Below are 26,423 nucleotides of genomic sequence, written 5' to 3'. Positions count from 1 at the left end.
CGGCGAGGCCATCCCTCATGCCTGCAGCGAAGATTCCTCGATATTCCTCACCTGGCTCTTGGCGACGACCAGCGACACGCCGGCACTTTCCAGCATGGCGGCCTCGCGGTCCTCGATGTCCTCGTCGGTGATAACTGTGGTTATCCGCGCCAGTCCGCACAGGATCAGGCTCGAACGCTGCTTGAACTTCGAGGAGTCGACCAAAACGACAAGCTCGTCGGCCTGGTCGATCAACTTCTGTTCGGCCTGGATCAGCAGGGGATCGCCTTCCATCAGCCCGAGCGGCCMCAGTCCCTGCGCACCCATGAACATGCGCCGCGCATAGAAATTGCGCGTCACATCATTGTCGAAGGGCGACAGGATGATGTTCTGCTCGCGGTAGATCGTGCCGCCCGACAGCATCACCGTGTTCTTCGAATGCTTGAGCAGGTGCTCGGCAATCGGGAACGAGTTGGTGAAGATCGGCATGCGCCGGTTGGTCAGGAAGTGCACCATCTGGAAGGTGGTCGTGCCGCCATTGATGATGATCGGCTCGCCATCCTTGCACAGCTCCACCGCCTCGCGGGCGATCGCCCGCTTCTTGGAAGCATTGAGTGTTTCGTTGACGCTGAAAGGGCGGCCGGCAAGTCCGACGAACTGCGGCGGGGTGATCGCTTCGGCACCACCGCGCACGCGGCGCAGGCGCTTTTGGACGTGCAGGGCCGCGATATCGCGCCGGATCGTCGCCTCGGACGAAGAGGTCAGGTCGACCAGTTCCTGCACCGTCACCACAGGCTTTTCCTGGACGGCGGACAGAATGATCCGGTGGCGTTCTTTTTCGTGCATGGTTCCTCCCTGCATGGTCATTAACTCATTCCAACCGAGCAGTGTCAATCATTTCCAATCAAATATTTTCATTGTGCAGTGCAATATGATTGATATTGATCGTTTATGATTGACACGTCGCGGTTGGCCGTGTGATTTTGACACCTGTCACGCACCGCTGTCTCGTGTGCACCGGGAGGAACAGACCATGCTTGAAACGCGCTCCAGCTCGCGCCTCGCCAATCTTTGGGACGACGCAAAAGCCGCCGCCATGAGCGAACCGCAGCGTCTGCTCTACCGCTCCAATCTGCTCGGCTCAGACAAGCGCATCACCAATTTTGGCGGAGGCAACACCTCCGCCAAGGTCATGGAAAAGGACCCGCTGACCGGCGGCATGGTCGAAGTTCTGTGGGTCAAGGGATCGGGCGGCGATGTCGGCACCATCAAGCTCGACGGTTTTTCGACGCTCTACCAGGACAAGCTGGACGGCCTGAAGCAGCTCTATCGCGGGGTCGATTTCGAAGACGAGATGGTGGGCTACCTGCCTCACTGCACCTTCAATCTCAATCCGCGCGCCGCCTCGATCGACACGCCGCTGCACGCCTATGTGCCCAAAAAGCATGTCGACCACATGCATCCCGACGCGATCATCGCCATTGCCGCTTCCAAGAACAGCCGGGAGCTGACCAAGGACATCTTTGGCGGGGAGATCGGCTGGCTTCCCTGGAAGAAGCCTGGCTACGAATTGGGCCTGTGGCTGGAAAAGTTCTGTCAGGAAACCCCAGACGCGGTCGGTGTCGTGCTCGAAAGCCACGGCCTGTTCACCTGGGGCGATACGGCCAGGGACAGCTACGAAACCACCATCCGTATCATCAACCGCGCTATCGAATGGTTCGAGCAAAACACCGCCGGCAAGACGATCTTCGGCGGCGTGGCTCGCCCCACGCTGTCGGCAGCCGAACGGCGCGCCGTCGCTGCGAAGCTGATGCCGGCTATCCGCGGCCTGATCTCGGCTTCGGAGCCGAAGGTCGGCCATTTCGACGATCAGAACGCGGTGCTGGAGTTCGTCGGCTCGCAGGAACTCGAAAGCCTCGCGGCACTTGGCACCAGCTGCCCCGACCATTTCCTGCGCACCAAGATCCGCCCGCTGGTGGTCGATTTCGACCCGGCCAAGCCGGATACCGACAGGACCCTCGCCGGCCTGGCAGGTGCTGTCGAGGAATACCGCAAAGGCTACGCCACCTATTACGAGCGCTGCAAGCGCGCCGACTCGCCCGCCATTCGCGACCCTAACGCTGTCGTTTATCTCGTGCCAGGCGTCGGCATGATCACCTTTGCCAAGGACAAGGCGACGGCGCGCATTTCGGGCGAGTTCTACGTCAACGCCATCAATGTCATGCGCGGCGCCTCGACGGTGTCGACATATGTCGGCCTGCCCGAACAGGAGGCCTTCGACATCGAATACTGGCTGCTCGAAGAGGCAAAGCTGCAGCGCATGCCCAAGCCGAAGTCGCTGGCGGGCCGCATCGCGGTCGTCACCGGCGGCGCCGGCGGCATCGGCAAGGCGACAGCGGCGCGGCTGTTGCGCGAAGGCGCCTGCGTGGTGCTGGCCGATATCGACCAGACTGCCCTCGAAACCGCCGAGCAGGAGCTTTCAAAGGCGTTCGGCAAGGACTTCGTCCGCCCCGTCCGGATCGACGTGACCAGCGAGGAACAGGTCATATCAGGCTTCACGGATACGGCGATCGAGTTCGGTGGTGTCGACATTTTGGTGTCCAACGCTGGCCTTGCCTCGTCCGCGCCGATCGAGGAGACGACGCTCGCTTTGTGGAACAAGAACATGGATATCCTGGCGAYAGGCTATTTCCTTGTGTCGCGCGAAGCGTTCAAGCTGTTCCGCACTCAAAAGATCGGCGGCAACGTCGTCTTCGTCGCCTCCAAGAATGGMCTTGCCGCCTCGCCCAATGCGGCTGCCTACTGCACCGCAAAGGCGGCCGAGATCCATCTCGCGCGCTGCCTCGCATTGGAAGGCGCGGGCGAACAGATCCGCGTCAACGTCGTCAACCCGGACGCCGTGCTGCGCGGTTCGAAGATATGGACGGGCGAATGGAAGGAACAGCGCGCGGCGGCCTATAACATGTCGACGGACGAGCTGGAGGAACACTATCGTTCACGCTCAATGCTGAAGCGTTCGGTATTCCCGGAAGACATTGCCGAGGCGATCTACTTCTTCGCCTCCGACATGTCGGCCAAATCGACCGGCAACATCATCAATGTCGACGCCGGCAACGCACAGAGTTTCACGCGGTAGGACGAGGCGCCGCCCCTCATCCCCCTGCCGGGACCTTCTCCCCGCAAGCGGGGAAAAGGAGATAAGCGGCAACGTTGCGGCCAGCCAGCCCCCTTCTCCCCGTCACCATACGGGGAGAAGGTCCCGGCAGGGGGATGAGGGGCGGCGCAAGCCGAAAGAATTTGGGAGGAATTTGCAGTGACCGAACAGATGATAGCGGCCGAGATCGTCGAAAGAGACAATGCGGCGCGTGAAAAGAACCTTGCCCGCGACTACGACACGCTTGGCGAGCAGCTTGAGCGGCGCGGCATCAAGATCGACGCCATCCGAGACAAGGTCCAGAATTTCGGCGTTGCGATCCCGTCCTGGGGCGTCGGCACCGGCGGCACCCGCTTTGCGCGCTTCCCCGGTGCTGGCGAGCCGCGCGACATCTTCGACAAGATCGAAGATTGCGCCGTCATCAACGAACTCACCAAGGCGACACCGACTGTTTCGCTTCATATCCCCTGGGACAAGGCCGACGCCAACAGGCTGAAGCAGGCGGCGAGCCGCTTCGGCCTCGGCTTCGATGCCATGAACTCCAACACCTTCTCCGACGCCAAGGAYCAGGCGCGTTCCTACAAATACGGCTCGCTATCGCACGCCGACGCCGGCACCCGCCAACAGGCCATCGAGCACAATCTCGAATGCATCGAGATCGGCAAGACGATTGGCTCCAGGGCGCTGACGGTGTGGGTCGGCGATGGCTCGAATTTCCCTGGCCAGGTCAATTTCGCCAAGGCCTTCGAGCGTTATCTTGATTCGATGCGCGAGATTTACGCCGCCTTGCCTCAGGATTGGCGCCTGTTTTCCGAGCACAAGATGTATGAGCCGGCCTTCTATTCGACCGTCGTGCAAGACTGGGGCACCAACTACATCATATCAAAGGAATTGGGGCCGAAGGCGTATTGCCTCGTCGACCTTGGCCACCACGCGCCCAACGTCAACATCGAGATGATCGTGTCGCGGCTGATCCAGTTCAAGAAACTCGGCGGCTTCCATTTCAACGATTCGAAATATGGCGACGACGACCTCGACGCCGGCTCGATCGACCCCTACCGGCTGTTCCTCGTCTTCAACGAGTTGGTCGATGCCGAGCTCAACCACGCAGACGGCTTCAACCCGGCCCACATGCTCGACCAGAGCCACAACGTCACCGATCCGATCGAGAGCCTGATGCTGTCGGCGGTGGAAGTGCAGCGCGCCTACGCGACAGCCCTTCTAGTCGACCGCAAGGCGCTGGAAGGCTTCCAGGATGCTAATGACGCCCTGATGGCGACCCAGACGCTCAAAGTTGCCTACCGCACCGACGTCGAACCGATCCTTGCCATGGCGCGGCTCAAGTCAGGTGGCGCCATAGACCCCATCGCCGCCTACCGTGCGGCTGGCTATCGCGCCAAGGCGGCTGCGGAGCGGCCAGCAGCCGTCGGTGGCAGCGGCGGTATTGTCTAAAGCTCCAGCCCGAAGGGCACACCTTCGAAACAATCGGCACCGCGTCCGATTGCGGCGATGGCTGCAATCATGCGGCCGTTGCGGCTCAAAATCTGGTCGGCAACGGCGATCAACCGGGGATTGGGAGTCGCCGATGGCGACAGCCGGCGCAGCGACATTGCCAACTCGGCCTCATCGCGCGCCGGCGAAAATGCAGCAGCGATGATGTAGGCCGAAGCCGTCGAGCGGCTGACCCCGGCGTAGCAGTTGATCGCCAGCGGCCGCGACCTGTCCCAGCGGCCCGCAAAATCCAGGATACGGCGCACATGCGCCTCGCCAGGCAGCGTCATGCCGTCCTGCTCGGCCGAGATGTCGTGCATGTTCATCAAAAGGTGGTTTTCGGCGCGGATCGCCTCCGGGCGCGTCATCTCCGTGCCTGCCGACAGCAGCGAGATCAGCCGTTCAGCACCAATGCGCGCAACCGTCTCGTCGACCTTCGATAGCGGGCAGACATAGATCATCCAACCGCACTCTTCATTTCATGCCGGTCCTGCGCCCAATCGCCAAGCGCCACATCGAGCCGCCGCCATTCCAGTTCCGTGCCCGGCAAGCCACAGCGCAATTGTGTCGGGCGGTCGAAAAAGCTGCGCACCAAGATACCTTCACGGCCAAGCGCATGGAACAGGCTCGAAGCGTCTTCGATATCGACATGGCGAAACAGCGAGGTGCCGCCGGTCACGATCACGCCGGCGCGAGCGAAAGCCTGATCGAGACGGTGCGCGGCCTTGGTCAATATCGTCCGCATCTCGCGGTGCCAGTCGGAATCAGCCAGCGCCTTGGCCCCATATTCCAGCGCCGGCACGGCCACCGACCAAGGGCCGAGTTCTTCTTCGAGCCGCCCTGCGATGAACGGATTTGAGATGGCAAAACCCAGCCTGATGCCCGCAAGCCCGAAAAACTTGCCGAACGAGCGCAGCACGACGATACCGCCCAGATCGACATCGCCGGCCATGCTTTGTGCTTGCGGACCAACGTCCATGAAGGCCTCGTCGACGACCAGAAGTCCGCCCTTGGCGCGCAGCTTTTCGGCAAGCGCCAGCAGGTCCGCGCGGGAAACAACGCGCCCATCGGGATTGTTCGGATTGACCACCACAGCAAGGTCGGCCTCGGCCAGACGCTCGAACTCGCGCACCTCGGCCACCTCGTGCCCGGCGATTGCAGCAGCGCGTGCATGCTCCTGATAGGTCGGCCCGAGCACGAGAGCCCGGCCGGGCCGCACCAGCGAGGCGATGCGCGGCAAAAGGATCTGGGTGCCCGGTGCAGGCACCACATTGGCCGCCGTCGGCGCGCCGTAGGCGGTTGCGGCGATGGCTGCTAGGTCGCGCGCACGGCCTGGCTCGGGCAGACGCGACAAGGCTGTGGCAGGCAGCTCAAAAAGCGGATAGGAGTGCGGGTTGATCCCGGTCGACAAGTCGACGAACGGCTCGGGCGCTCCAGGAAACAGCGCCCTCGCCCGCTCCAGGCTGCCGCCGTGGTCAATCGTCCCAGTCCTTCGTCCATCAAGAAGCGTCATGTTCGTTCCGCTTGCCTTCCTGTCGCTTCTGTTCGAACTCGGTCTCGGTTACCCGGACCGGCTGGTGCGTGCCATCGGCCATCCGGTGATCTGGATCGGCAAGCTGATATCCTTTCTCGACACCAGCCTCAACCGCGCCACCGATACCGACGCCAGGCGCCGTATTTTGGGCGTCGTTGCCCTCGTCGTCATCGTTGCCCTGCCGGCCGCGCTTGCATTTGCCGTCGAGCACCTGTGTGGGCTTGTCCCCTTCGGCATTCTTCTCACCGCAGTCGCAGCTTCGAGCCTGGTTGCCCAGCGCAGCCTCGGCAGCCATGTGAAGGCGGTAGCCGATGCGCTCGACAGCGGCGGAATCGTTGCCGGCCGCAAGGCGGTATCGCAGATCGTCGGCCGCGACCCTGACAGCCTCGACGAAGCTGGCGTCAGCCGCGCGGCCATCGAAAGCCTGGCCGAGAATTTCTCCGACGGCATCACCGCCCCCGCCTTCTGGCTCGCTGTCTTCGGCTTTGCCGGCGGTGCCGCCTACAAGGCCGCCAACACCGCCGATTCGATGATCGGCCACCGCACCAAGCGCCACGAAGCATTCGGCTGGGCGGCCGCGCGTTTCGACGACCTGATCAACCTGCCGGCATCGCGGCTGACCGCGCTGCTTATCGTTCTTGCCGCCTTCCTCGTTCCAGGCACCGACCCTTGCCGCGCATGGAAAGCGGTGTTCCGCGACGCCAGAAAACACCGCTCGCCCAATGCCGGCTGGCCTGAGGCGGCAATGGCCGGTGCGCTGGGTCTCGCCCTCGCAGGCCCGCGCACTTACGGAGGGGTCATGGTCGACGACGCCTTCATGGGCGACGGCGGCCGGCGCGAAGCCAATGCCCAGGATATCCGTGCCGCACTCCGACTTTACTGGACGGCCGACGCGCTGATGGTCGGCGCAATGGGATTGATCGCCGTCATCTTCTGGCTTTAGGCCGCAGATCCCTTAGAACTCGATGCCTTTCTGTGCCTTAACCCCAGCCGCAAAATGGTGCTTGGTCGCGCCCATCTCGGTGACGAGATCGGCGGCTTCGACCAGTGCAGGCTTGGCATTGCGGCCGGTGACGACGACATGCAGGCCTTCGCGCCGGCCCTTGAGCGCAGCCACGACGGCGTCGAGATCGAGATAGTCGTAGCGCAACGCGATGTTAAGCTCATCGAGGACCACAAGCGCGATGCTGGGATCGGCCATCAACTCCTGAGCCTTGGCCCAGGCGGCTTCAGCGGCGGCGATATCGCGCTTGATGTCCTGTGTTTCCCAGGTAAAGCCTTCGCCCATGGTGTGCCAGACGACGCGGTCGCCAAATGTGGCAAATGCATCCTGCTCGCCCGAATGCCACGCGCCCTTGATGAATTGCACGACGCCAACACGATGGCCGTAGCCGAGCATGCGCAGCGCAAGCCCAAAGGCCGCGGTCGACTTGCCCTTGCCGGGACCGGTATTGACGATCAGCAGACCCTTTTCCACAATGGTCTTTTCCGCCACCTCGGCGTCCTGAACCGCCTTGCGCTTGGCCATCTTGGCGCGATGGCGCTCGGCTTCGGTCTCGTTGATTTCCTTCATCTCATTTCACCTTTATCGGCAGGCCAGCGACCATGAACAGCACCTCGTCGGCACCGGCTGCCACCATTTGATTGAGCCTGCCGGCTGCATCGCGGAAGCGGCGGGCAAGCGCGTTGTCGGGCACGATGCCGAGCCCGACCTCGTTGGCAACGACGAACCATGGGCCGCGCGGCCGCGACAGCACCTCGGCGAGCCGGGCACTTTCCGCTTCCACGTCATGATCGGCCAGCATGTGATTGGTCAGCCACAGCGTCAGGCAATCGATGAGTACCGGTTCGCCATCGGCGACACTGTCGAGCGTTGCTATCAAATCAAGCGGCGCATCCATTGTTCGCCAGCCTTCGCCGCGCCTGGAGCGGTGGATATCGATGCGCTCGCGCATCTCGTCGTCATAGGCCTGCGCGGTGGCGATGTAACTCCATGGCGCAGGGAATGCGGTGATCAGCCGCTCGGCGTGCGCACTCTTTCCAGAGCGCGCACCGCCTAGCAAAAATGTCAGCTTCTTAGGCAAAGCTGCCGCGCAATGCGCCCTGCGTACCCATGAAACGCTGCCGCACAGCCCCCGCGACAGCTCCGAGCACCACCCAGAAAACCAGGTTGGTGATGGTCACGGCGACGACGAAGCTGTGGTGCAGGTCGGCCGGTATCGGCGAATCATGGCTTTCTGGCTGCGGCGCACCGATGATGTGCGGAGCAACGATCAGCGCGACGCCGAGGATGGCGAGCGGCAGCGACTGCTTGAAAGCGATCAGTGCCAAGCCGGCAGCGGTTGCCACCACCGTCATAGTCCACCAGATCTGGCGCGCGCCAAGGTCGGCCGCCGGCATGGCGGGCAACTCAGGTGGCAGCCCTAGGCCCGGCGCGAGTGTGAAGACAGCAAAGCCGGCAAAGCCCCAGAACACGCCCTGGCGCCAGTTGGCGATGCCGCCGGCAAATTCGGAAACCGCGACCAGGATCAGCGCGAATGCGACGCCGCTGACGATATTGGCCAGTGCCGAATAGGCGAAACGCTCAAAGCCGTCGGCGGGTGCCCAGGCTTCAGCTTCCTCTTCAGTGGGAGCCATGGCTTGCGCCGCAGGTGCTGACGTGGTCGCTTCAGTGCCAGCGGCTGGGGCCGCGGCATGCTCATGGCCGCCGCCGGCATTTTCGTAAGTTTCGGCCTTGAGGATCAGCGGAACGGTTGCATAGGTTTGGAGCGCGGCAAGGATCACGCCGGCCAATAGGCCGCTGATCGCCGCGATGAACACGACGTTGCGAAATACAGACATGGTTGGGGTGCCTTCGTTAGTGGCAGGGGAAAGCCATCGAGTGGCGATAGTCGTGGGCAGCGTTGTGCACCACGTCCATATGCGAGAACCCGAGGAAGCCAACAACGAAAAGGCCAAGCAGCGCCGCAAGCGCGAGCTGCATTGTGCGCGACTGCGAGGAAACGTCGGCGCCGATTGCAGAAACAGTAGTCATCTTAAAGTCCTTTCGCCCTCCACCCGAGGGCCTCGAGAAGTGTCCCTGTCGCCGGCAGGTCTCCTGGCTTGCGGATCGACACCCTTCCCCGCCTTCCCGAAGCAAGCTTCAGTGGCATTTGGGGAGAGCTAACCGCATACAGTTGCGGGGGCAGCCACGGCTTCGGACCTTCAAAAGGCCCTTACCGCATTCCCTCTTGATTCCGTAACGGAACCGACGACGCCACGACTATAGAAACAAATGCCTTGGGCGGCAAACCAAATTCCGACGCCGGGCGGTGCGAATGCGGCGTTTTGGCGATCAGCTCCGGGCCGCGATTCGTTCGGCCACCAGATGCTGCAGCCGCCACAGATGCCGGTCGTGGATGGCGCGCTGCTCGAGGTTCTTCACCACATTGTAGAGATAGTCCGCCGCCGAGCCCCAATGGCCGCAGGTTGTGGCCAGCCGTTCGACAACCTCGTCCTCGCCAAGTGCGCCGGCATAGGCCCGGCCGCCGCGATTGACGACGAAAGCAAGGGCGGTCAGCGGGCCGTCGTCGGTGACAAGGTTCAGCCAGCGCGGCTTGTAGGTCGAGGGCTTCAGCGTCATCTCGCGGCGGTAGAGCTTGTCGAGCTGTTCGCGCCTGTCGCCGTCCATGAGCCTGAGCGCCACGCCCTTGCACTGGCCGCCGCGATCCATGCCCATCATCAGTCCGGGCTGCTCTTTCGTTGCCCGCCAGCGGTTCATGCTGACGCAAAACGAACGATGCCAGCCGCGCGCCAGCGCCACCTTCTCTTCGGTGTGTTCGACCTCGGGCTTCCAGATCAGCGAACCATAGGCAAACAGCCATAGCGGGCCATTGCCGGGATGCTCGGCGAGCGTTTCATCGATCATCGCCTCATAGTCGGCGTCGTCGAGGTGCACTGCATCGGGGTCCGGGCCGGCATCGGCCACGTCGCGATAGCATCGCGCCACCAGCTCTTCGGTCAGCGACATCATGCGTCCGGTCATTTGCGCCACTTCAATTCTTAACCTTGTGCATGACTGGCCACACTGCTCTCTACCGCCCCGCTTCAACCATGATAGTGCTGCAGGGGCGCTGCAACACCTGAAAACGCCGAAGCGAATGGCCATGACGATGCATCCGAGCACTGAACAAGTTCAAGCCCCCTCGCGGCGCGTGTCGGTCATCGACATCGCCCGTGGCACAGCCCTCGTCGCCATGGCGATCTACCACTTCGCCTGGGACCTCGAATTCTTCGGTTACGCCGATCCGGGCATGACCGCCTATGGCAACTGGAAGCTCTTCGCCCGCTGCATCGCCTCAAGCTTCCTGTTTCTCGTTGGCGTCAGCCTTGTGCTGGCGCATGCCAAGGGCATTCGCTGGCCTGGCTACTTCAGGCGGTTGGCCATGGTGTCGGCGGCGGCATTGGCAATCACGGTCGCGACCTGGTTCGCCATGCCCGACAAGTTCATCTTCTTCGGCATCCTGCACCAGATAGCACTGGCCAGCGTACTCGGCCTCGCCTTCCTGCGCCTGCCGGCCCTGCTGACGCTGGTCATCGCCGCCCTGGTCATCGCAGCGCCCAATTATCTGCGCTCTGACGCCTTCAACCACCCGGCGCTTTTGTGGATCGGCCTGTCCACCTTCAATCCGCGTTCCAACGATTTTGTGCCGCTGTTTCCATGGTTTGGCGCCGTATTGACCGGCATTGGTGTTGCCGGTCTCGCGCTCAAGGCCGGTCTTTTCGAAAGGCTGGCGCGCCTTCAACCCGGCGCCTGGTCACGGCCGCTCAGCTTCTTCGGCCGCCACAGCCTGGCTTTCTACCTCATCCACCAACCGGTGATGATTTCGCTGGTCTGGGCCTTTGCCCAGATATTCCCCGCCCCGGTCGAAACGCGCGAAATTACCTTCCTCAAATCTTGCCAGCGCTCGTGCGAGCAAAGCCGCGACACGGATTTCTGCTCGCGCTACTGTGTGTGCATGCTCGACGAGTTGCAAAGGGATGATTCGTTCGTCCGCCTCTATGCCGCCGACCAGAGCCCGGAGCTTAAAGACCGTGTCGGGCAAACCGCGGCCATGTGCTCGACCAACACCGACAACCAGACGATACCAGGAGGAGCGCAATGACCGATCTCAAAGCCGCCGCCCCCAGCAGGGTTCCATGGCCGCCGATCGTCTACCTCCTGGCTATCGCGGTGGCTGTAGCCCTCGGACTGCTCTACCCCTTGCCTTGGCTCACCGAGCCGCTGTCGGACCTGCTCTACGCGGCCGGCTGGTTGGCTGTGGCCGGCGTGGTTGCGATCTATTACTCAGCCATGCAGACGCTGAAGCGCGCCAAGACCACGATCCGTCCCGACAGGCCGTCGGAGCATCTGGTCACCTCGGGCGCTTTTTCCTTCACCCGCAACCCGATCTACTTCGCCAACACGCTCTTGATGATCGCCATCGGCCTGATCACGGCCAGTGTCTGGTTCATCGTCCTTGCGGTGATCGCGGCCTTCGGCACGCAGAAGCTCGCCATTGTGCCAGAGGAAAAGCACCTGCAAGCCCGCTTCGGCAAGAAATACATCGATTACAAAAAGAAGGTCCGGCGCTGGATCTGATCAGCGCTCAGGTGTTGACGCCGAGTTCGACCAGCCGTTCGACACAGGATTCTTCGGCCTGATCGAGTTCGGCCAGCGTCTCCTCGAGGTCGCGGCGCTTCTGGCGCAGATCCTCACGCTTTTCTTCGATGCGCTTGATCATCAGCTTGAGTTGACCGACCTCGCCGGGGGGGGCGCGATACATCTGGATGATCTCGCGAATCTCGTTGATCGAGAATCCAAGCCGCTTGCCGCGCATGATCTGGCGAATGAGCTGCCGGTCAGACGGGCGGAACAGGCGAGTGCGGCCACGGCGGACAGGCTGCACCAGCCCCTCATCCTCATAAAAACGCAGCGTCCGCGTCGAAATGTCGAATTCGCGGGTCAATTCGGTGATCGAGTAATATTCCCGCATCGTCTCTCCACCCAGCCAGCGTCGCCGCGCCGCTTTCAAATCATGCCGCGCTAGCCGAGGCGATCATGCCATGCGACAGTATACGCCGCGCAGCCAAAAGGACCCTTTTTGGTCCTCAAGGAGTCTCGCACGCGACTTACGTAAAAGTCAATTGAACAACCTTACCTCGCAGCAGCGCCAAGATGCAGCCACCAGGTGGCAAGGCTGAGGAAGGCAAGGAAGCCGATGACGTCGGTGATCATGGTCGTGAAGATCGAGGACGAGATCGCCGGGTCCGCGCCAAATTTGTCGAGCAACAGCGGGATCAGGATGCCACCGAGTGCCGCAGCCAGCATGTTGAGCACCATGGCGGCGGCGATGACGAAGCCCAGATCCGGGTTGTGAAACCATAGGCCTGCGACCAGGCCGAGGATGGTTGCGATGATTGCGCCATTGAGCAGGCCCACCATCACCTCGCGGCGAATGACGCGACCGGCATTGTAGATGTCGAGGTCGCGGGTGGCGAGCGCGCGCACGGTTACCGTCATCGTCTGTGTGCCGGCATTGCCCCCGAGCGAAGCGACGATCGGCATCAGTGCCGCCAAAGCCACCATCTCCTCGATGGTGGCGCCAAACTGGCTGATGACCGATGCCGAGATGAAGGCCGTACCAAGATTGACCAGAAGCCATGGCACGCGCGAGCGCGAGGTCGCGCGCACGGTATCGGACAGCTCCTCGTCACCGACGCCGCCCATGCGCAAAAGGTCTTCCTCGGCTTCCTGCTGGATGACGTCGACCACATCATCGATGGTCAGCACGCCGACGAGGCGCTCGTTCTCGTCGACGACGGCTGCGGAGAGCAGATCATATTGCTCGAATTCGCGCGCTGCCTCTTCCTGGTCCATCGTGGCCGGGATGGCGTGGCGCGTCTCGTGCATCACCTCTTCGATCTTGACCGCGCGCTTGGTGCGCAGGATCTGGTCGAGGTCGACAGCACCCAGCAGCTTGAAGCTCGGATCAATGACAAAGACCTGGCTGAAACGGTCGGGCAAATCCTTGTCGTCGCGCAGATAGTCGATGGTCTGGCCAACGGTCCAGAACGGCGGCACCGCCACAAACTCCGTCTGCATGCGCCGACCGGCCGATTCCTCGGGATAATCGAGCGAACGCCGCAGCCTGATGCGCTCGGTGAACGGCAGCTGCGCCAGGATCTCGTTCTGGTCCTCGGTGTCGAGGTCTTCCAGAATGTAGACCGCATCGTCGGAATCGAGTTCCTGGACGGCTTGCGCGATCTGCGCATTGGGCAGGTTGTCGACGATGTCGAGGCGAATCGCCTCGTCGACCTCGGTCAGCGCCGAAAAGTCGAAATCCGAGCCCATCAGTTCGACCAGCGCCAGCCGCTGCTCGGGTAGCAAGGCTTCCAGCAGATGGCCAAGTTCGGACTGGTGCAGGACGGAGACGTCGCGCTTCAGCGTCAGCGTATCGCGGTCTGCGATCGCCGCGCCGATATGGGCCAGGAACGAGGCAAGGATGACCCCGTCCTCGCCATAGATTTCGGCGCGGACAGCGTCAGCGGCGTCGGCGCCGTGCGTATGGTTGTGTCGGGCTTCCATCGGCGCCTCCCGCTTGCGGATTTCGGGATTCGAGGTGGGCTATCCCTAGCCCGCAAAGGGCCGGAATATCAAACGAAATACGGCTCGAAAGGCCGGCGCGGCACAGCCAGTTTTGGCCTGTTTCAATCAGGCCACATGCTCGCTCACGCATTGCTTGTGGTCCGCCAGCACCTCGATGATACGGCAGTCGCAAATACGGCCATGACCGCATTCATCGATCATGCGCGACAGCTCCCCTCGCAGGGCCTGAAGCCGCTCGATGCGCCGGTCGACTTCGCGCAAGTGCGACTTGGCGATGCTGTCGGCCTGATGGCACGAGGCCTGCGGCTCCTGCGACATGACCAGCAACTCGCGGATATGATCGACTTCGAAGCCAAGCTCCCGGGCGTGGCGGATGAAGTTGAGCCGGTCGATCTCGGTCTTGCCATAGCGACGCTGGTTGCCTTCGGTGCGCGGCGGCGCGGCAATCAGCCCGATCTGTTCATAAAAGCGGATCGTCGGCACTTTCACGCCCGTTCGCCGCGCCAGTTCTCCAATCGGCAGATTCATCGAAAAACCCTCTTGATCCTCTAGTGGCTAGAGGTTCTAGCATGGCTTCATATAAGATTGAAAGGACCTGAAATGAACGATGCCAGCCACGGCAAAACACGATTCCGCGTTGGCGGCATGGATTGCGCGTCTTGCGCGACCAAGATCGAAAACGCAGTCATCCGCCTGCCCGGCATCACCGAGGTTGGCATTTCGGTCTCAGCCGGCACCATGACGGTTTCTCATCAGGGAAAAGCCCCCTCCGCAGAAATTTCAAAGCAGATGAAGGCGCTCGGCTATTCCGTCGCCATGCTCGGTGCGGCGCGCACGGCAGAGGTCCACGACCACAAGCACGGCCCTTCCTGCAGCCATGATCACGACCACAGCGGCCACGATCACAGCCATGGTGACCACGCCGGGCACGATCACGGCGATCACTCCGGACACAACCATGGCGCCCCGGCCGCGAACGCTGCAGACGCCGGCCACGCCCATTTCGACCTCGACGACGGGCCATGGTGGACTTCGCGTAAGGCCAAGCTGACCATCGCCTGCGGATCGGCCCTCATTGCGGCCTATGCCATCGGCCAATTTCTGCCGCAGCTCGGCCATTGGGCATTTCTCGCTGCACTCGGGGTCGGTCTCGTACCAGTGTCGCGGCGCGCCTACGCCGCAGCCATAACTGGCACGCCGTTCTCGATCGAAACGCTGATGACCATCGCTGCCATCGGCGCCGTATTCATCGGCGCCACCGAAGAAGCGGCAATGGTGGTGCTGCTGTTCCTCATTGGCGAATTGCTGGAAGGTGTCGCCGCGCGCCGCGCGCGCGCCAGCATACGCGGCTTGGCCGATCTGGTGCCCAAGACAGCCCTGGTCGTAGAAGGCGGGGCGACCCGCGAAATGCCGGCCGATGCGGTTCAGGTCGGTGCGATCATACTGGTCAGGCCGGGCGACCGGGTTGCCGCCGATGGCACCATCGTCGAGGGCTCAAGCACGCTCGACGAAGCGCCGGTGACCGGCGAGAGCGTGCCGAAGTTGAAAACCACAGGCGATTCCGTCTTTGCCGGCACGATCAACACCGATGCGGTGCTCAAGGTCCGCGTCACTGCGGCCGCCGCCGACAATACGATTGCACGCGTCATCAAGCTGGTCGAGGAGGCGCAGGAGAGCAAGGCGCCCACCGAACGCTTCATCGACAGCTTTTCACGTTATTATACGCCGATGGTGCTGGTCGTCGGCGCACTCGTCGCCATCATGCCGCCGCTCGTTGCCGGCGGTTCGTGGGAGGAGTGGATCTACAAGGGCCTCGCCATCCTGTTGATCGGCTGCCCCTGCGCGCTGGTCATCTCCACGCCTGCCGCTATTGCCGCTGGCCTTTCCGCCGGTGCCCGCCGCGGCCTGTTGCTCAAGGGCGGTGCCGTGCTCGAGGGCATGCGCCGGGTGACCACGGTTGCGCTCGACAAAACCGGCACGCTGACCGAGGGCAAGCCCAAGGTCACCGACATTGTTGGCGTTGGCCGGCCTGAAGCTAGAGTCCTGTCGCTGGCAGCAGCACTTGAAACCGGCTCCAGCCATCCCCTGGCGCTCGCCATCCTCCGTCGTGCCAAGGCGGACGGCGTGGCAATCCCCTCGGCAAGTCTAGCCAAGGCAGTCGCCGGCAAGGGTGTCGCAGGCAATGTCGGCGGCGAGGACGTGTTCCTGGCCTCCCCTAGCGCTGCCGAACAAATGGCCGGGCTGTCGGCCAACCTGAAGGAGCAGATCGCCGCCTTCAACGCCGACGGCAAGACCGTTTCGGTGCTGCTTGTCGACAACAAGGTCGCGGGCATCCTCGCCATGCGCGACGAGCCGCGCGCCGATGCCATCGAGGCCCTTGCGATCCTCAAGGCCGACGGCATCGCCACCGTCATGCTGACCGGCGACAACGAAGCCACCGCCAAAGCCATAGGCAAGGGCCTGGGCATTGCAGTTCGCGCCGGCCTGATGCCCGACGACAAGCAGCGGATCGTGCGCGAGTTGCAGAAGGAGGGCCAAGTTGTCGCCAAGGTGGGCGACGGCATCAACGACGCCCCTGCCCTTGCCGCGGCCGATTTCGGCATCGCCATGGGCGGCGGCACCGACGTTGCGCTGGAAACCGCCGACGCTGCGATCCTGCACGGTCGTGTCACCGACATCCCTGACATGATCGCGCTGTCAAAAGCGGTGATGAACAACATCACCCTGAACATCACCATCGCACTCGGCCTCAAGGCCGTGTTCCTGGTGACGACTATCATCGGCCTGACCGGTCTGTGGCCGGCAATCCTGGCCGACACCGGCGCCACCGTGCTGGTCACGGCCAACGCCATGCGCCTGCTCGCGTGGCGCGGCCGCTGAGAAAAGTCCTCCCAAGGATTGCCCGGGGCCGTTCGACGGCTCCGGGCAATCGCGCATTCAATGGCAGGCCGCCAAGGCCGCCGGCGTAAGTACCCGGAATCAAAAACCTCGCACCGAAAACCAGAGCCAATCTTCAAAAAGAGACTGTGCGGAGTTTCACGGCGGCTCTAACGCCCTTTTGCGTACCCGACAGGACACGCGGCGCCGTAACTGCCCCGTATCGCAAGCATAGCGATCAACTGCAGCAAATCTGCACAATCTCTTGTAACGTCTTGGAAAAAGCCGACCAGCCCGGCGAGGTTCAAGCTGTTTAGTCCTGTATGGAACAGCTTGTTCAGGTGATTGGTTGTCACCTGAAAAGTGATGGTGCGGTCGAGAAGACTCGAACTTCCACGGGTTGCCCCACAGCGACCTCAACGCTGCGCGTCTACCAATTCCGCCACGACCGCACTGTCACAGAGGGCCGGTCCGAACCGGCTCGCGGCATGTAGCAAATCGTTTCCGGGGAAACAAGCGCCCTAAGCGATATTCGTCCATCATTCTTGCATGCCCCAGGGGAACTATAGGCTTCGGGCAGCAATAGCCGGCTTTCAAAGCCCAGGGACTGGACCTTTCTGCGCCGAGCCGCCATATCAGGTCGACGAACGGACCCCCAAAATGACCGACCGCAGCCAGATAGCCACGTCGTTTCTCGCCATTCCGGGCTCAGCACCCGTCGAATGGCGAATCGAACCCGGCCTAACGCCCTATGATCAGGCGCTCGCCTTCATGGAATCGCGCGCCGATGCGATTCGTCAGGGGACCGCAGGCGAGATGGTCTGGTTGGTCGAACACCCGCCGATCTACACCGCCGGCACCAGCGCCCAGGAACAGGATCTGGTCGAGCCCGACCGCTTCCCGGTGTTCAAGACCGGCCGCGGCGGCGAATACACCTATCACGGCCCTGGCCAGCGCGTGGCCTATGTCATGCTCGACCTCAAGCGGCGCCGCGAGGACGTCCGCGCCTTCGTCGCCGCACTCGAAGCCTGGATCATCTCGGCGCTTGCCGCCTTCAATGTGAAGGGCGAGCGCCGCGAGGACCGCGTCGGTGTCTGGGTGGTCCGTCCCGACCGCCCAGCCCTGCCGGACGGCTCGGCGGCGGAAGACAAGATCGCCGCCATCGGCATCCGCTTGCGCCGTTGGGTGAGCTTCCACGGCATCGCCATCAATGTCGAACCGGAGCTCGGCCATTTCTCCGGCATCGTGCCTTGCGGTGTCACCGACCACGGCGTGACCAGCCTGGTCGATCTCGGCCTGCCGGTAACGATGAGCGACCTCGACGTGGCGCTCAAAGCCGCCTTTGAAGAGATTTTCGGACCCGCCGACGCAGTCCCTGAGTCGATCCGGCAAACAGCCTGAGGTCACGGCTAATGGCTGCGGTGCCCACGGCACCTAATCTTGTCCGGCATCGGGATAGACCCGGTGCCTCGTTGTTCATTGGTTGAGAATTCCATCAAAAAAGGAATGGCCCCCAACAAGCGCTCAAATCAGAGTGCGCCGATCCACATCGCCATGGTGACGAGGAAGGTGCTCATGCAGACCATCGAAATGACATCCTGTACCAGCTCGGTCATTTGTTGCTCCTGTTTTTGATATGTTCTCAATTTGTTCTATTTCTGTTCAGATGTCAACGCACGCCATTGCATTCGGGCGCAGGCGCCCGCCACAAGCGATTCGACAGTAAATGAAGCGTTTATGCGCGCGACCGCCGGCCCCAGCGCGTTAACAAACGCACTTCAGCGGTGGTTGCTATCGATTGAGCTTGGAGCAACGGTTCGCCTGGCCACCATGCCAGGCAGGCATGGTTCAGCCCTGTCGCGCCGCCGCTAGCGCAGCGCGACAATCTTGCCTTCGGAGAGCGTGACGCGGCGGTCCATGCGCGATGCAAGCTCGTGGTTATGCGTAGCGATCAGTGCCGCCAGGCCCGACTGGCGGACAAGTGCTGACAACGCGTCAAAGACATAACCCGCCGTCACCGGATCGAGGTTGCCGGTCGGCTCATCGGCCAGCAGGACGAGCGGAGCATTGGCGACCGCGCGCGCAATCGCCACCCGCTGCTGTTCGCCGCCGGAAAGTTCCGAGGGGCGATGCAAGGCGCGCTTGCCGATCTTCATATAGTCGAGCAGCTGTTCTGCCCGCTCGCTCGCCTGGGCAGGGCTCAGGCCCTTCACCAGTTGCGGCATCATCACATTCTCGAGCGCCGAGAATTCAGGCAGCAGGTGATGGAACTGATAAACGAACCCGACGTCGTTGCGGCGGATCGCAGTACGCTCGTCGTCCGACAGACGCCCACAGGCGCGGCCGTTCAAGAAAACATCGCCGGCGTCAGGGCGCTCGAGCAGGCCAGCCGTATGCAGCAGCGTCGACTTGCCAGCGCCGGATGGCGCCACGAGCGCCACCATCTCACCAGGCTTCAGCGAAAAATTGGCGTTGTTGAGGATCGTCAGCTTGCGCGAGCCCTGCTCATAATGGCGCTCGACGCCCTTGAGCTCGATAACATGCTCGATGCCCATTATTCGTACCTCAGTGCGTCGACCGGATCGAGCGTAGCCGCCCGCCATGCTGGAAACAGTGTCGCGAGGAACGACAGTACAAGGGCCATCAGCACCACCGAGACGGTTTCGCTGACATTCATCTTGGCCGGCAACTGGGACAAGAAATAGAGCTCCGGATTGAACAGGACGGTGCCGGACAGCCAGGAGAAGAACTGCCTGATGCGCTCGACATTAAGGCAGATCACGACACCTAGCAGCACACCCGCGATGGTGCCGGTCATGCCGATGGCAGCCCCGGTCATCAGGAAGATGCGCATCACCGCGCCACGCGTCGCGCCCATCGTACGCAAGATGGCGATATCGTGGCTCTTGTCCTTCACCAGCATGATCAGGCCCGAAATGATGTTGAGGGCCGCGACCAGCACGATCAGCGTCAGGATCATGAACATGACATTGCGCTCGACCTGCAGAGCCGAGAAGAAAGTCTGGTTGCGTTGTCGCCAGTCGGTCAGGAAGATCGGCCGTTGTGCGGCCTCCTCGACCTTGGTCTTCAGCGCGTCGACATCGTCGGGATTGTCGACATAGATCTCGATCGACCCGACCTTGCCTTCGGAATTGAAATAGAGCTGCGCCTCGTTGAGCGGCATGAACAGGATCGACGTATCGTATTCGGACATGCCAACTTCGAAGATGCCAACGATCGGATAGGCTTTGACGCGCGGTGTCGTGCCCATCGGCGTCACGTCGCCGTCGGGCGAGACAAGCCGGATGGAATCGCCCAGCACCAGGCCCATATTCTCGGCCATGCGCTTGCCGATGACCACGCCCTCGCCATTGTCGAAACCGACGATCGAGCCTTGCTTAATGTTGTTGGCGACCAGCGTCACCTTGCCGAGGTCACTGCCTCTGATACCACGCACCAGCGCGCCGGCACCCGCACCGACATTGCCTTGGGCAAGTACCTGGCCTTCGACCAGGGGGATCGCGTATTTGACGCCGGAAACACCATTGATACGGTCGGCAACCGCCGCGTAATCCTCAAGCGGCGTGTCGATCGGCGTCACGATCAGATGGCCGTTGACGCCGAGAATGCGGGTCAGTAGCTCGGCGCGAAACCCATTCATTACCGCCATCACCACGATCAGCGTGGCAACACCCAGCATGATGCCGAGGAAGGAAATCGAAGCGATGACGGAAATCACCGTCTCCTTGCGCTTCGAACGCAGGTAGCGCCACGCCACCATGCGCTCGAACACCGAGAAAGGCCCTGCGCCCGCCGGTTTCGCCGCCACCACTTGGTTCATGCCTTGACGCCCAGTTTGGCCAGTGCCTGCGCCACCGGCATCGTCTCGCGTTCGCCGGTCTTGCGATTCTTAAGCTCGACCTCGCCGGCTGCCGCGCCACGCGGGCCAACGATCACCTGCCATGGCAGGCCGATCAGATCGGCGGTGGCAAATTTGCCGCCGGCGCGCTGGTCGGTGTCGTCATAGAGCACGTCCTTGCCCGCCGCTCCGAACGCCTTGTAGAGCTCGTCGCAGATGCGGTCGCATTCGCTGTCGCCGACCTTCATGTTGATCAGGCCGATGTCGAAGGGTGCCACCGCCTCAGGCCAGATGATGCCGTTTTCGTCATGGCTTGCCTCGATGATCGCAGCGATCAGGCGGCTCGGCCCGATGCCGTAAGAGCCCATCGAAACGAAATGCTCCTTGCCGTCGGGACCCATGACCTTGGCGCCCATCGGCTTGGAATATTTCTCGCCGAAGTGGAAGATATGGCCAACCTCGATGCCACGCGCCGAAACCTTGTCGGCTTCGGGCACTGCGGCCCAAGCGGCTTCGTCGTGCATTTCTTCGGTCGCTGCGTAAGGCGTCGTCCATTGCTTGACGATGCCGTCGATCTCGCCGTCATTGGCGAAGTCAGTCGCAGCGCCAGGCACCGGCAGGCCAAGATAGTCGCGGTGGCAGAACACCTGGCTTTCGCCGGTTTCGGCTAGGATGATGAAYTCGTGGCTSAGMTYGCCGCCGATCGGGCCGGTGTCSGCGCGCATCGGGATCGCCTGCAGGCCCATCCGCGTGAAGGTGCGGAGATAAGAGACGAACATCCTGTTGTAGGCGGCCTTGGCGCCGTCGAAGTCGAGGTCGAAGGAATAGGCATCCTTCATCAGGAATTCGCGGGAGCGCATGACGCCGAAGCGCGGACGGACCTCGTCGCGGAATTTCCATTGGATGTGGTAGAGGTTGAGCGGCAGATCCTTGTACGACTTGACGTAGGACCGGAAGATTTCCGTGACCATTTCTTCGTTGGTCGGGCCAAACAGCATGTCGCGCTCGTGGCGATCCTTGATGCGCAGCATCTCCTTGCCGTAGTCGTCGTAGCGACCGCTTTCGCGCCACAGGTCTGCCGATTGGATGGTCGGCATCAGGATTTCGAGCGCACCGGCCCGGTCCTGCTCTTCGCGCACGATCCGGCAGATCTTGTCGAGCACCCGCTTGCCCAGCGGCAGCCACGAGAAACTGCCGGCGCCCTGCTGTCGGATCATGCCGGCACGCAGCATCAGCCGGTGGGAAATGATGTCCGCCTCGCGGGGATTTTCTTTCAGAATGGGCAGGAAATAGCGCGACAGACGCATCGAATGTTCCATGAAAACGATGATGCCGGAATCGGCACGAGAAAGAGGCTTGCTTGAACGCGCTTCATAGCCATTTCAAGGCCGAATGGAAACCCGCGCAGTCCGTTTCGACGCAGCGTCACAATACCCTGACTGGTTGATGGGCAGCATATGCACGTCAATTGTGCATTGCAGCACAGGAATGCCCGCTCGGAAGCAAAATTCCGCGTGACATTCCATTTCCGGTTAGTCTAATGTGCCTTGATAACCGAGAGGGCGGAGAATAAATCCGCTCTCCTACGCGGTCAAAGTCTTGGGAGGATGCGATCTAGGCGCGATAACTCGCTGCCGCCGGTTACCGGAAAGCAGGTCGGACGCGTTTAATTGCAAGGCCTTGTGCCTTGCATTTTTTTTGGCCGAACAACAGCTTGCCGCACGCCCCTAAGAAACGACCTTAGCCGCGTTCCCTAAGCTCTGGAATGCGTCATTTGATCTCGGGGATGAACTGCGGAAAATCGTCGAAACTGTAGCCCAACCCTTTGGTGACGGCATAAAACGCGCCAATCAAGAGAGCTGTTACCAGGGTCGTCCACAGCATGGCGCGTAGCATATGCGGCCCACGCGGCGCGCTCGCCTCGGTCCCTGGCGCCACATCATGAGCTTCGTCCTGAGTCTTGACGCCGAAGGGCAGGATGGCGAACAAAGTTAGCCACCAGAAGACGAAATACATCRCGGCGAGTGAAATCCAGGTCATGCCTGCTCCAATTCGACCAGTGTTCCCTGGAAATCCTTGGGGTGAAGAAACAACACGGGCTTGCCATGTGCCCCGATCTTCGGGTTGCCGTCGCCGAGCACGCGCGCGCCCGACGCCTTGAGGTGGTCACGCGCCGCCAGGATGTCGTCGACCTCGTAGCAGACATGATGCATGCCGCCCGACGGGCTCTTTGCCAGGAACGCCGCAATCGGCGAACCCTCACCGAGTGGCTCGAGCAGTTCGATCTTGGTGTTGCCGACATCGATGAAGACGACAGTCACGCCGTGTTCGGGCAGTGCCTGCGGCTCGGTCACCTCAGCGCCGAGCGTGTCGCGATAGACAGCGCTCGCCGCCGCCAGGTCCGGCACGGCAATGGCGACGTGATTGAGACGTCCGAGCATATCAGGTCCTGCCCTCAGCGGGTGACGAACACCGTCACCAGCGGTTTCTTACCCCAGGCTTCGTTGGCCGCGCCGCGCACTGCGCGACGCACGGCCTCCTGAACCAAGTCGAGGTCTTTTCGGCGGGCACGGGGTATGGAGTCCACGGCGCCTATTGCCGCATCGAGCATCAATTCCTCGAGCGCCTCGCCGCCAGCATCTGCTTCGGCGACACCGATCGCCACCAGATCCGGATCGCCTGACAGTTCGTACTTATCGTCGAGCACGACATTGACGGCAACATGGCCGGCAAAAGACAGCTTGCGCCGGTGGCGGATGCCCATCGCCTCGTCGGAGCCGATCAGCTTGCCGTCCTTGTAGACGCGGCCGAAGGGCACCTGGTCGATGATCTCGGCGGCACCCGGCCAGAGCCTGAGCATGTCACCGTCGCGAATCTGCGCCACTTCGGGAATGCCCGACATCGACATCAAGGAACCCTGGCCGACAAGATGGGCAGCTTCGCCATGCACCGGCACGCCGATGCGCGGACGAACCCATTCATACATGCGCTTGAGTTCGCTGCGGCGCGGGTGTCCAGAGACGTGGACCAACGCATCGCCGTCCTCGATGATCTTGATGCCCTGGTCGATGAGCTGGTTCTTGATCTCGAGGATCGCCTTCTCATTGCCCGGAATCGTTCGCGAGGAAAACACGACAGTGTCGCCAGGCGACAGTGCCACCGACTTCATCTCGTCGCGCGCCAGCTTGGCCAGTGCCGCACGCGGCTCGCCCTGGCTGCCGGTGCAGATCACGACAAGGTTTTCGCGCGGGATGTAGCCATAGTCATCTTCGGAGACGAATTCCGGAAGCCCGTCCATGTAGCCAAGCTCGGTCGACACATCGATGACGCGCTTGAGCGAACGGCCCATGACCAGAACCTGACGGCCAGCGTCGCGCGCGGCTTCCGCGATCGAACGGATACGGCCGACATTGGACGAGAAGGTGGTAACGGCAACGCGGCCCTTGGCTTCTTCGATGACCTTGCGCAGGCCCTGGCCGACCTGCTGCTCGGATGGCGAGTCGCCCTCGCGCAGCGCGTTGGTGGAATCGCAGATCAGTGCGAGCACGCCCTTGTCGCCATAGGCGCGGAAGCGTGCCTCATCGATCATGGGCCCGATCTCCGGGGCAGGGTCGATCTTCCAGTCGCCGGTGTGGATCACGGTGCCGGCAGGGGTGGTGATCGCGAGCGAAACCGGCTCGGGGATCGAGTGGCTGACCGCGATCGCCTCGATCTCGAAAGGCCCGACGGTGAATTTTTCGCCGGCACGATAGATGGTCACCGGAATTTTCGGCGCGCCCTGTTCCGACTGCCGCTTGGCTTCAAGCAGCCCAGCCGCGAAAGGCGTCATCCAGACAGGTGCCTTCAGCTTCGGCCATGTGTCGTGCAGCGCACCGTAGTGATCCTCGTGCGCATGCGTGATGATGATGCCGCGGAGGTTCTTCAGCTCTTCCTCGATGAAGCGGGTATCGGGCAGCACAAGGTCGACGCCCGGCAGCGTCGCATCGGGGAAAGTCACGCCAACGTCGATGATGATCCACTCGCGCGCATTCGCCGGCCCGAAGCCGTAGAGAGCGAAGTTCATGCCGATCTCGCCGACGCCGCCTAGCGGCACGAATACGAGCTCAGCGTTTTCCGCTTTCGCCATCCTAGAAATCCTTTCAGGCCTGTCAGGCCGCGCCGGCCGAAGCGACCGCGCCGAAATGTACATCGCCAGCGGCGATCTTTACCGTTTCACCTTTAGCGTCACGGATCACGAAGCGGCAATCCTCGTCGATGGTCTCGAAGACGCCGCGCACCACATTTCCCTCAATCCGCACGGCGACTTCGCTGCCCAGGCCTGCCGCACGCGCCAGCCAGCGCTTGCGGATTCCAGCCAATCCCCGGCCTTCGGCCCAGATGCGTTCGTTTTCGCTCCAGGCATCGGAGAGCGCCAGGAACAACGTCTCGGCATCGACGCCGGCACCAAGGCTGGTAAGCGAGGTCGCCGGATATGGCACGTCCGTCGGATGGGCCACGACATTGACGCCGATGCCAATCGCAATCGCCAACCTCCCTTGCCCGAGCAAGGTCGATTCAAGCAGGATACCGGCAAGCTTGGCGCCGGATGCCAGAACATCGTTTGGCCATTTCAGCTCGAAGCGCTTGACGCCCTGCCCGCTGCCGCCGTCCACGCCGACCGAAAATCGGGCGTTGGGCGCCACCGCATCGAGCGCATCGGCAAGTGCGAGGCCGGCAACGAAACCAAGCGTCGCGGCATACTGCAGATCGTGGTCGAGAACCTTGAGCAAGGTCGCAGCCAGATTGCCTTCCGGCGTCGCCCAGACGCGGCCACGCCGACCTCGCCCGCTTTCCTGCTTCTTGGAAACGACCCAGAGCTTGCCCGGGTCGCCTGCCAGAGCCCGCTCCAGCGCCAGTGCATTGGTCGACCCTACCGCGTCGTGGGCTTCCAGGCGAAAGCCGTTGCCACTTGCGGTCGGTGCGAGTTGGAACCCCATACCGTCAGAAGAATGTCTTGGCAGCAGCTTCCGCCATCTGCCCGACCGGACCGCCAATCAGCACGTAGAAAAGCACGAACGCACCGGACAAGCCGAGCACGAGGCGAAGCTCGCCCGCCATCGGCTGGAAGCCGCCGACCGGCTCATCGAACCACATGATCTTGATGATGCGCAGGTAATAATAGGCGCCCACAACCGAGGCCAGCATGCCGATCACCGCCAGCGCGTAGAGCTTTGCGTCCATCGCTGCGAGGAACACGTACCACTTCCCCCAGAAGCCCGCGAGCGGCGGGATGCCGGCCAGCGAGAACATCAGGATGGTCAGGATCGTCGCCATCATTGGATTGGTCGAGGACAGGCCGGCGAGATCGCTGATCTGTTCGACATTGCCGTCCTTGCGGCGCATGGCGAGGATGAAAGCGAAGGTGCCGAGCGTCATCACCAAGTAGATCAGCATGTAGATGACAACGCCGCGCACGCCAGCTTCGCTGTTGGCAGCGAGGCCAACCAGTGCGTAACCCATGTGGCCGATCGACGAATAGGCCATCAGGCGCTTGATGTTTCTCTGGCCGATTGCGGCAAACGAGCCGAGCAGCATCGAGGCGATGGAGATGAAGACGATGATCTGCTGCCAGTCGCTGCCGATCGGCTCGAACGCCCCCATGGTGACGCGCACGATCAATGCCATCGCCGCCATCTTGGGGGCAGCAGCGAAGAACGCCGTCACCGGCGTCGGTGCGCCTTCGTAGACGTCGGGCGTCCACATATGGAACGGAACCGCCGAGATCTTGAAGCACAGGCCGGCAAGCACGAAAACAAGGCCGAAGACGAGACCGAGCTGACGTTCGCCATCGCCAAGAACTGCGGCAATCGCCTCGAACGAGGTGTGGCCGGTGTAGCCGTAAACAAGGCTGATACCGTAGAGC

Annotated in this window: 26 protein-coding genes, 1 tRNA gene and 1 riboswitch; of the genes, 7 read left to right on the top strand and 20 right to left on the bottom strand. The window is 62.2% G+C overall.

Annotated elements, in window-relative coordinates; translation table 11 throughout:
* Positions 1-15: 15 nt before the first annotated feature.
* The gene (locus AC1DWF_RS06570; protein WP_476841536.1) at positions 16-825 is read right to left on the bottom strand and encodes a DeoR/GlpR family DNA-binding transcription regulator; all 810 of its coding nucleotides are present in this window, start codon (positions 823-825) and stop codon (positions 16-18) included.
* Positions 826-1,012: 187 nt separating this feature from the next.
* On the opposite strand from AC1DWF_RS06570, the gene AC1DWF_RS06565 reads away from it, so the two are divergent.
* On the top strand, positions 1,013-3,115 hold the full coding sequence (locus AC1DWF_RS06565; RefSeq protein WP_476841535.1) for a bifunctional rhamnulose-1-phosphate aldolase/short-chain dehydrogenase: 2,103 nt from the start codon (positions 1,013-1,015) through the stop codon (positions 3,113-3,115).
* A gap of 189 nt (positions 3,116-3,304) precedes the next feature.
* On the top strand, positions 3,305-4,585 hold the full coding sequence (rhaI, locus tag AC1DWF_RS06560; RefSeq protein WP_476784556.1) for an L-rhamnose catabolism isomerase: 1,281 nt from the start codon (positions 3,305-3,307) through the stop codon (positions 4,583-4,585).
* Here rhaI and AC1DWF_RS06555 read toward each other — a convergent pair.
* On the bottom strand, positions 4,582-5,085 hold the full coding sequence (locus tag AC1DWF_RS06555) for a tyrosine phosphatase family protein (RefSeq protein WP_476784550.1): 504 nt from the start codon (positions 5,083-5,085) through the stop codon (positions 4,582-4,584). The two genes, rhaI and AC1DWF_RS06555, sit on opposite strands and share 4 nt — an antisense overlap.
* The gene (cobD, locus tag AC1DWF_RS06550; protein ID WP_476784551.1) at positions 5,082-6,137 is read right to left on the bottom strand and encodes a threonine-phosphate decarboxylase CobD; all 1,056 of its coding nucleotides are present in this window, start codon (positions 6,135-6,137) and stop codon (positions 5,082-5,084) included. The genes AC1DWF_RS06555 and cobD overlap by 4 nt, the downstream gene beginning before the upstream one ends.
* On the opposite strand from cobD, the gene cbiB reads away from it, so the two are divergent.
* Positions 6,136-7,101: an adenosylcobinamide-phosphate synthase CbiB gene (gene cbiB, locus AC1DWF_RS06545; protein ID WP_476784552.1), complete on the top strand. Its 966-nt coding sequence runs from the start codon at positions 6,136-6,138 to the stop codon at positions 7,099-7,101. The genes cobD and cbiB overlap by 2 nt on opposite strands.
* Before the next feature lie 12 nt (positions 7,102-7,113).
* Here the strand turns inward: cbiB and cobO are convergent, their stop codons facing one another.
* The 5 genes from cobO to AC1DWF_RS06520 form a co-directional block, all read right to left on the bottom strand.
* Positions 7,114-7,731: a cob(I)yrinic acid a,c-diamide adenosyltransferase gene (cobO, locus tag AC1DWF_RS06540; RefSeq protein WP_476788322.1), complete on the bottom strand. Its 618-nt coding sequence runs from the start codon at positions 7,729-7,731 to the stop codon at positions 7,114-7,116.
* 1 nt (position 7,732) lies between these two features.
* The gene (gene cobU / locus AC1DWF_RS06535) at positions 7,733-8,242 is read right to left on the bottom strand and encodes a bifunctional adenosylcobinamide kinase/adenosylcobinamide-phosphate guanylyltransferase (RefSeq protein WP_476784554.1); all 510 of its coding nucleotides are present in this window, start codon (positions 8,240-8,242) and stop codon (positions 7,733-7,735) included.
* A complete protein-coding gene (locus AC1DWF_RS06530; RefSeq protein WP_476784555.1) occupies positions 8,235-8,999 on the bottom strand; it encodes a CbtA family protein in 765 nt (254 codons plus the stop codon). The genes cobU and AC1DWF_RS06530 overlap by 8 nt, the downstream gene beginning before the upstream one ends.
* A 16-nt stretch (positions 9,000-9,015) precedes the next feature.
* Positions 9,016-9,192: a CbtB domain-containing protein gene (locus AC1DWF_RS06525; protein WP_476788323.1), complete on the bottom strand. Its 177-nt coding sequence runs from the start codon at positions 9,190-9,192 to the stop codon at positions 9,016-9,018.
* Positions 9,193-9,228: 36 nt separating this feature from the next.
* A riboswitch (cobalamin riboswitch) is annotated at positions 9,229-9,425 on the bottom strand.
* A gap of 67 nt (positions 9,426-9,492) precedes the next feature.
* Complete coding sequence (locus AC1DWF_RS06520; protein ID WP_476783861.1) at positions 9,493-10,182, bottom strand: gamma-glutamylcyclotransferase; 690 nt, start codon at positions 10,180-10,182, stop codon at positions 9,493-9,495.
* Positions 10,183-10,303: 121 nt separating this feature from the next.
* Here AC1DWF_RS06520 and AC1DWF_RS06515 point away from each other — a divergent pair, with 121 nt between their 5' ends.
* Together AC1DWF_RS06515 and AC1DWF_RS06510 are read left to right on the top strand one after the other, a co-directional pair.
* A complete protein-coding gene (locus tag AC1DWF_RS06515; RefSeq protein ID WP_476783862.1) occupies positions 10,304-11,302 on the top strand; it encodes an acetyltransferase domain-containing protein in 999 nt (332 codons plus the stop codon).
* On the top strand, positions 11,299-11,778 hold the full coding sequence (locus AC1DWF_RS06510; protein WP_476783863.1) for a methyltransferase family protein: 480 nt from the start codon (positions 11,299-11,301) through the stop codon (positions 11,776-11,778). The genes AC1DWF_RS06515 and AC1DWF_RS06510 overlap by 4 nt, the downstream gene beginning before the upstream one ends.
* A gap of 7 nt (positions 11,779-11,785) precedes the next feature.
* Here the strand turns inward: AC1DWF_RS06510 and AC1DWF_RS06505 are convergent, their stop codons facing one another.
* The 3 genes from AC1DWF_RS06505 to AC1DWF_RS06495 all read right to left on the bottom strand — a co-directional run bounded on the left by AC1DWF_RS06505 (position 11,786) and on the right by AC1DWF_RS06495 (position 14,313).
* A complete protein-coding gene (locus tag AC1DWF_RS06505; protein ID WP_476783864.1) occupies positions 11,786-12,172 on the bottom strand; it encodes a MerR family transcriptional regulator in 387 nt (128 codons plus the stop codon).
* Between the two features lie 161 nt (positions 12,173-12,333).
* Positions 12,334-13,764, bottom strand: coding sequence for a magnesium transporter (gene mgtE, locus AC1DWF_RS06500; protein WP_476783865.1), 1,431 nt, complete (start codon positions 13,762-13,764; stop codon positions 12,334-12,336).
* Between the two features lie 126 nt (positions 13,765-13,890).
* Entirely contained in the window at positions 13,891-14,313 is a 423-nt protein-coding gene (locus tag AC1DWF_RS06495) for a MerR family transcriptional regulator (RefSeq protein ID WP_476783866.1), read from the bottom strand.
* A 72-nt stretch (positions 14,314-14,385) separates the two neighbouring features.
* On the opposite strand from AC1DWF_RS06495, the gene AC1DWF_RS06490 reads away from it, so the two are divergent.
* A complete protein-coding gene (locus AC1DWF_RS06490) occupies positions 14,386-16,665 on the top strand; it encodes a heavy metal translocating P-type ATPase (RefSeq protein WP_476783867.1) in 2,280 nt (759 codons plus the stop codon).
* Positions 16,666-17,029: 364 nt separating this feature from the next.
* On the opposite strand, the gene AC1DWF_RS06485 is transcribed toward AC1DWF_RS06490, so the two are convergent.
* Positions 17,030-17,114: transfer RNA gene (locus AC1DWF_RS06485), tRNA-Leu, on the bottom strand.
* A 208-nt stretch (positions 17,115-17,322) separates the two neighbouring features.
* Here AC1DWF_RS06485 and lipB point away from each other — a divergent pair.
* Entirely contained in the window at positions 17,323-18,063 is a 741-nt protein-coding gene (lipB, locus tag AC1DWF_RS06480) for a lipoyl(octanoyl) transferase LipB (RefSeq protein WP_476783868.1), read from the top strand.
* 467 nt (positions 18,064-18,530) lie between these two features.
* Here the strand turns inward: lipB and AC1DWF_RS06475 are convergent, their stop codons facing one another.
* The 8 genes from AC1DWF_RS06475 to AC1DWF_RS06440 all read right to left on the bottom strand — a co-directional run.
* On the bottom strand, positions 18,531-19,217 hold the full coding sequence (locus AC1DWF_RS06475; RefSeq protein WP_476788325.1) for an ABC transporter ATP-binding protein: 687 nt from the start codon (positions 19,215-19,217) through the stop codon (positions 18,531-18,533).
* The gene (locus AC1DWF_RS06470; protein WP_476784895.1) at positions 19,217-20,503 is read right to left on the bottom strand and encodes a lipoprotein-releasing ABC transporter permease subunit; all 1,287 of its coding nucleotides are present in this window, start codon (positions 20,501-20,503) and stop codon (positions 19,217-19,219) included. Before AC1DWF_RS06470 ends, AC1DWF_RS06475 begins: the two co-directional genes overlap by 1 nt.
* A complete protein-coding gene (gene proS / locus AC1DWF_RS06465; protein WP_476841534.1) occupies positions 20,500-21,828 on the bottom strand; it encodes a proline--tRNA ligase in 1,329 nt (442 codons plus the stop codon). The genes AC1DWF_RS06470 and proS overlap by 4 nt, the downstream gene beginning before the upstream one ends.
* Before the next feature lie 463 nt (positions 21,829-22,291).
* Positions 22,292-22,561 carry a DUF1467 family protein gene (locus AC1DWF_RS06460; protein ID WP_476841533.1) on the bottom strand — a complete coding sequence of 90 codons (270 nt, stop codon included), beginning with the start codon at positions 22,559-22,561 and terminating at the stop codon, positions 22,292-22,294.
* Positions 22,558-22,962: a methylmalonyl-CoA epimerase gene (gene mce, locus AC1DWF_RS06455; protein WP_476784892.1), complete on the bottom strand. Its 405-nt coding sequence runs from the start codon at positions 22,960-22,962 to the stop codon at positions 22,558-22,560. The genes AC1DWF_RS06460 and mce overlap by 4 nt, the downstream gene beginning before the upstream one ends.
* Before the next feature lie 14 nt (positions 22,963-22,976).
* Complete coding sequence (locus AC1DWF_RS06450; RefSeq protein ID WP_476788327.1) at positions 22,977-24,647, bottom strand: ribonuclease J; 1,671 nt, start codon at positions 24,645-24,647, stop codon at positions 22,977-22,979.
* Positions 24,648-24,669: 22 nt separating this feature from the next.
* Entirely contained in the window at positions 24,670-25,497 is an 828-nt protein-coding gene (locus AC1DWF_RS06445; RefSeq protein WP_476784890.1) for a biotin--[acetyl-CoA-carboxylase] ligase, read from the bottom strand.
* Positions 25,498-25,501: 4 nt separating this feature from the next.
* On the bottom strand, positions 25,502-26,423 hold a 922-nt coding region (locus AC1DWF_RS06440), incomplete at its 5' end, for an NADH-quinone oxidoreductase subunit N (protein WP_476841532.1).

Source organism: Aminobacter sp. P4_D5 (genome assembly GCF_056401815.1).
Note: the sequence above shows the minus strand (reverse complement) of the source record. Positions and strands in the feature narration are given on the sequence as shown.

Coding starts and splice junctions, on each gene's coding strand:
- AC1DWF_RS06555 (WP_476784550.1), bottom strand. CDS start 5,085: ATGATCTATGTCTGCCCGCTATCGAAGGTCGACGAGACGGTTGCGCGC.
- cbiB (WP_476784552.1), top strand. CDS start 6,136: ATGTTCGTTCCGCTTGCCTTCCTGTCGCTTCTGTTCGAACTCGGTCTC.
- cobD (WP_476784551.1), bottom strand. CDS start 6,137: ATGACGCTTCTTGATGGACGAAGGACTGGGACGATTGACCACGGCGGC.
- cobO (WP_476788322.1), bottom strand. CDS start 7,731: ATGAAGGAAATCAACGAGACCGAAGCCGAGCGCCATCGCGCCAAGATG.
- AC1DWF_RS06530 (WP_476784555.1), bottom strand. CDS start 8,999: ATGTCTGTATTTCGCAACGTCGTGTTCATCGCGGCGATCAGCGGCCTA.
- AC1DWF_RS06525 (WP_476788323.1), bottom strand. CDS start 9,192: ATGACTACTGTTTCTGCAATCGGCGCCGACGTTTCCTCGCAGTCGCGC.
- AC1DWF_RS06520 (WP_476783861.1), bottom strand. CDS start 10,182: ATGACCGGACGCATGATGTCGCTGACCGAAGAGCTGGTGGCGCGATGC.
- AC1DWF_RS06515 (WP_476783862.1), top strand. CDS start 10,304: ATGACGATGCATCCGAGCACTGAACAAGTTCAAGCCCCCTCGCGGCGC.
- AC1DWF_RS06510 (WP_476783863.1), top strand. CDS start 11,299: ATGACCGATCTCAAAGCCGCCGCCCCCAGCAGGGTTCCATGGCCGCCG.
- AC1DWF_RS06505 (WP_476783864.1), bottom strand. CDS start 12,172: ATGCGGGAATATTACTCGATCACCGAATTGACCCGCGAATTCGACATT.
- mgtE (WP_476783865.1), bottom strand. CDS start 13,764: ATGGAAGCCCGACACAACCATACGCACGGCGCCGACGCCGCTGACGCT.
- AC1DWF_RS06495 (WP_476783866.1), bottom strand. CDS start 14,313: ATGAATCTGCCGATTGGAGAACTGGCGCGGCGAACGGGCGTGAAAGTG.
- AC1DWF_RS06490 (WP_476783867.1), top strand. CDS start 14,386: ATGAACGATGCCAGCCACGGCAAAACACGATTCCGCGTTGGCGGCATG.
- lipB (WP_476783868.1), top strand. CDS start 17,323: ATGACCGACCGCAGCCAGATAGCCACGTCGTTTCTCGCCATTCCGGGC.
- AC1DWF_RS06475 (WP_476788325.1), bottom strand. CDS start 19,217: ATGGGCATCGAGCATGTTATCGAGCTCAAGGGCGTCGAGCGCCATTAT.
- AC1DWF_RS06470 (WP_476784895.1), bottom strand. CDS start 20,503: ATGAACCAAGTGGTGGCGGCGAAACCGGCGGGCGCAGGGCCTTTCTCG.
- mce (WP_476784892.1), bottom strand. CDS start 22,962: ATGCTCGGACGTCTCAATCACGTCGCCATTGCCGTGCCGGACCTGGCG.
- AC1DWF_RS06450 (WP_476788327.1), bottom strand. CDS start 24,647: ATGGCGAAAGCGGAAAACGCTGAGCTCGTATTCGTGCCGCTAGGCGGC.
- AC1DWF_RS06445 (WP_476784890.1), bottom strand. CDS start 25,497: ATGGGGTTCCAACTCGCACCGACCGCAAGTGGCAACGGCTTTCGCCTG.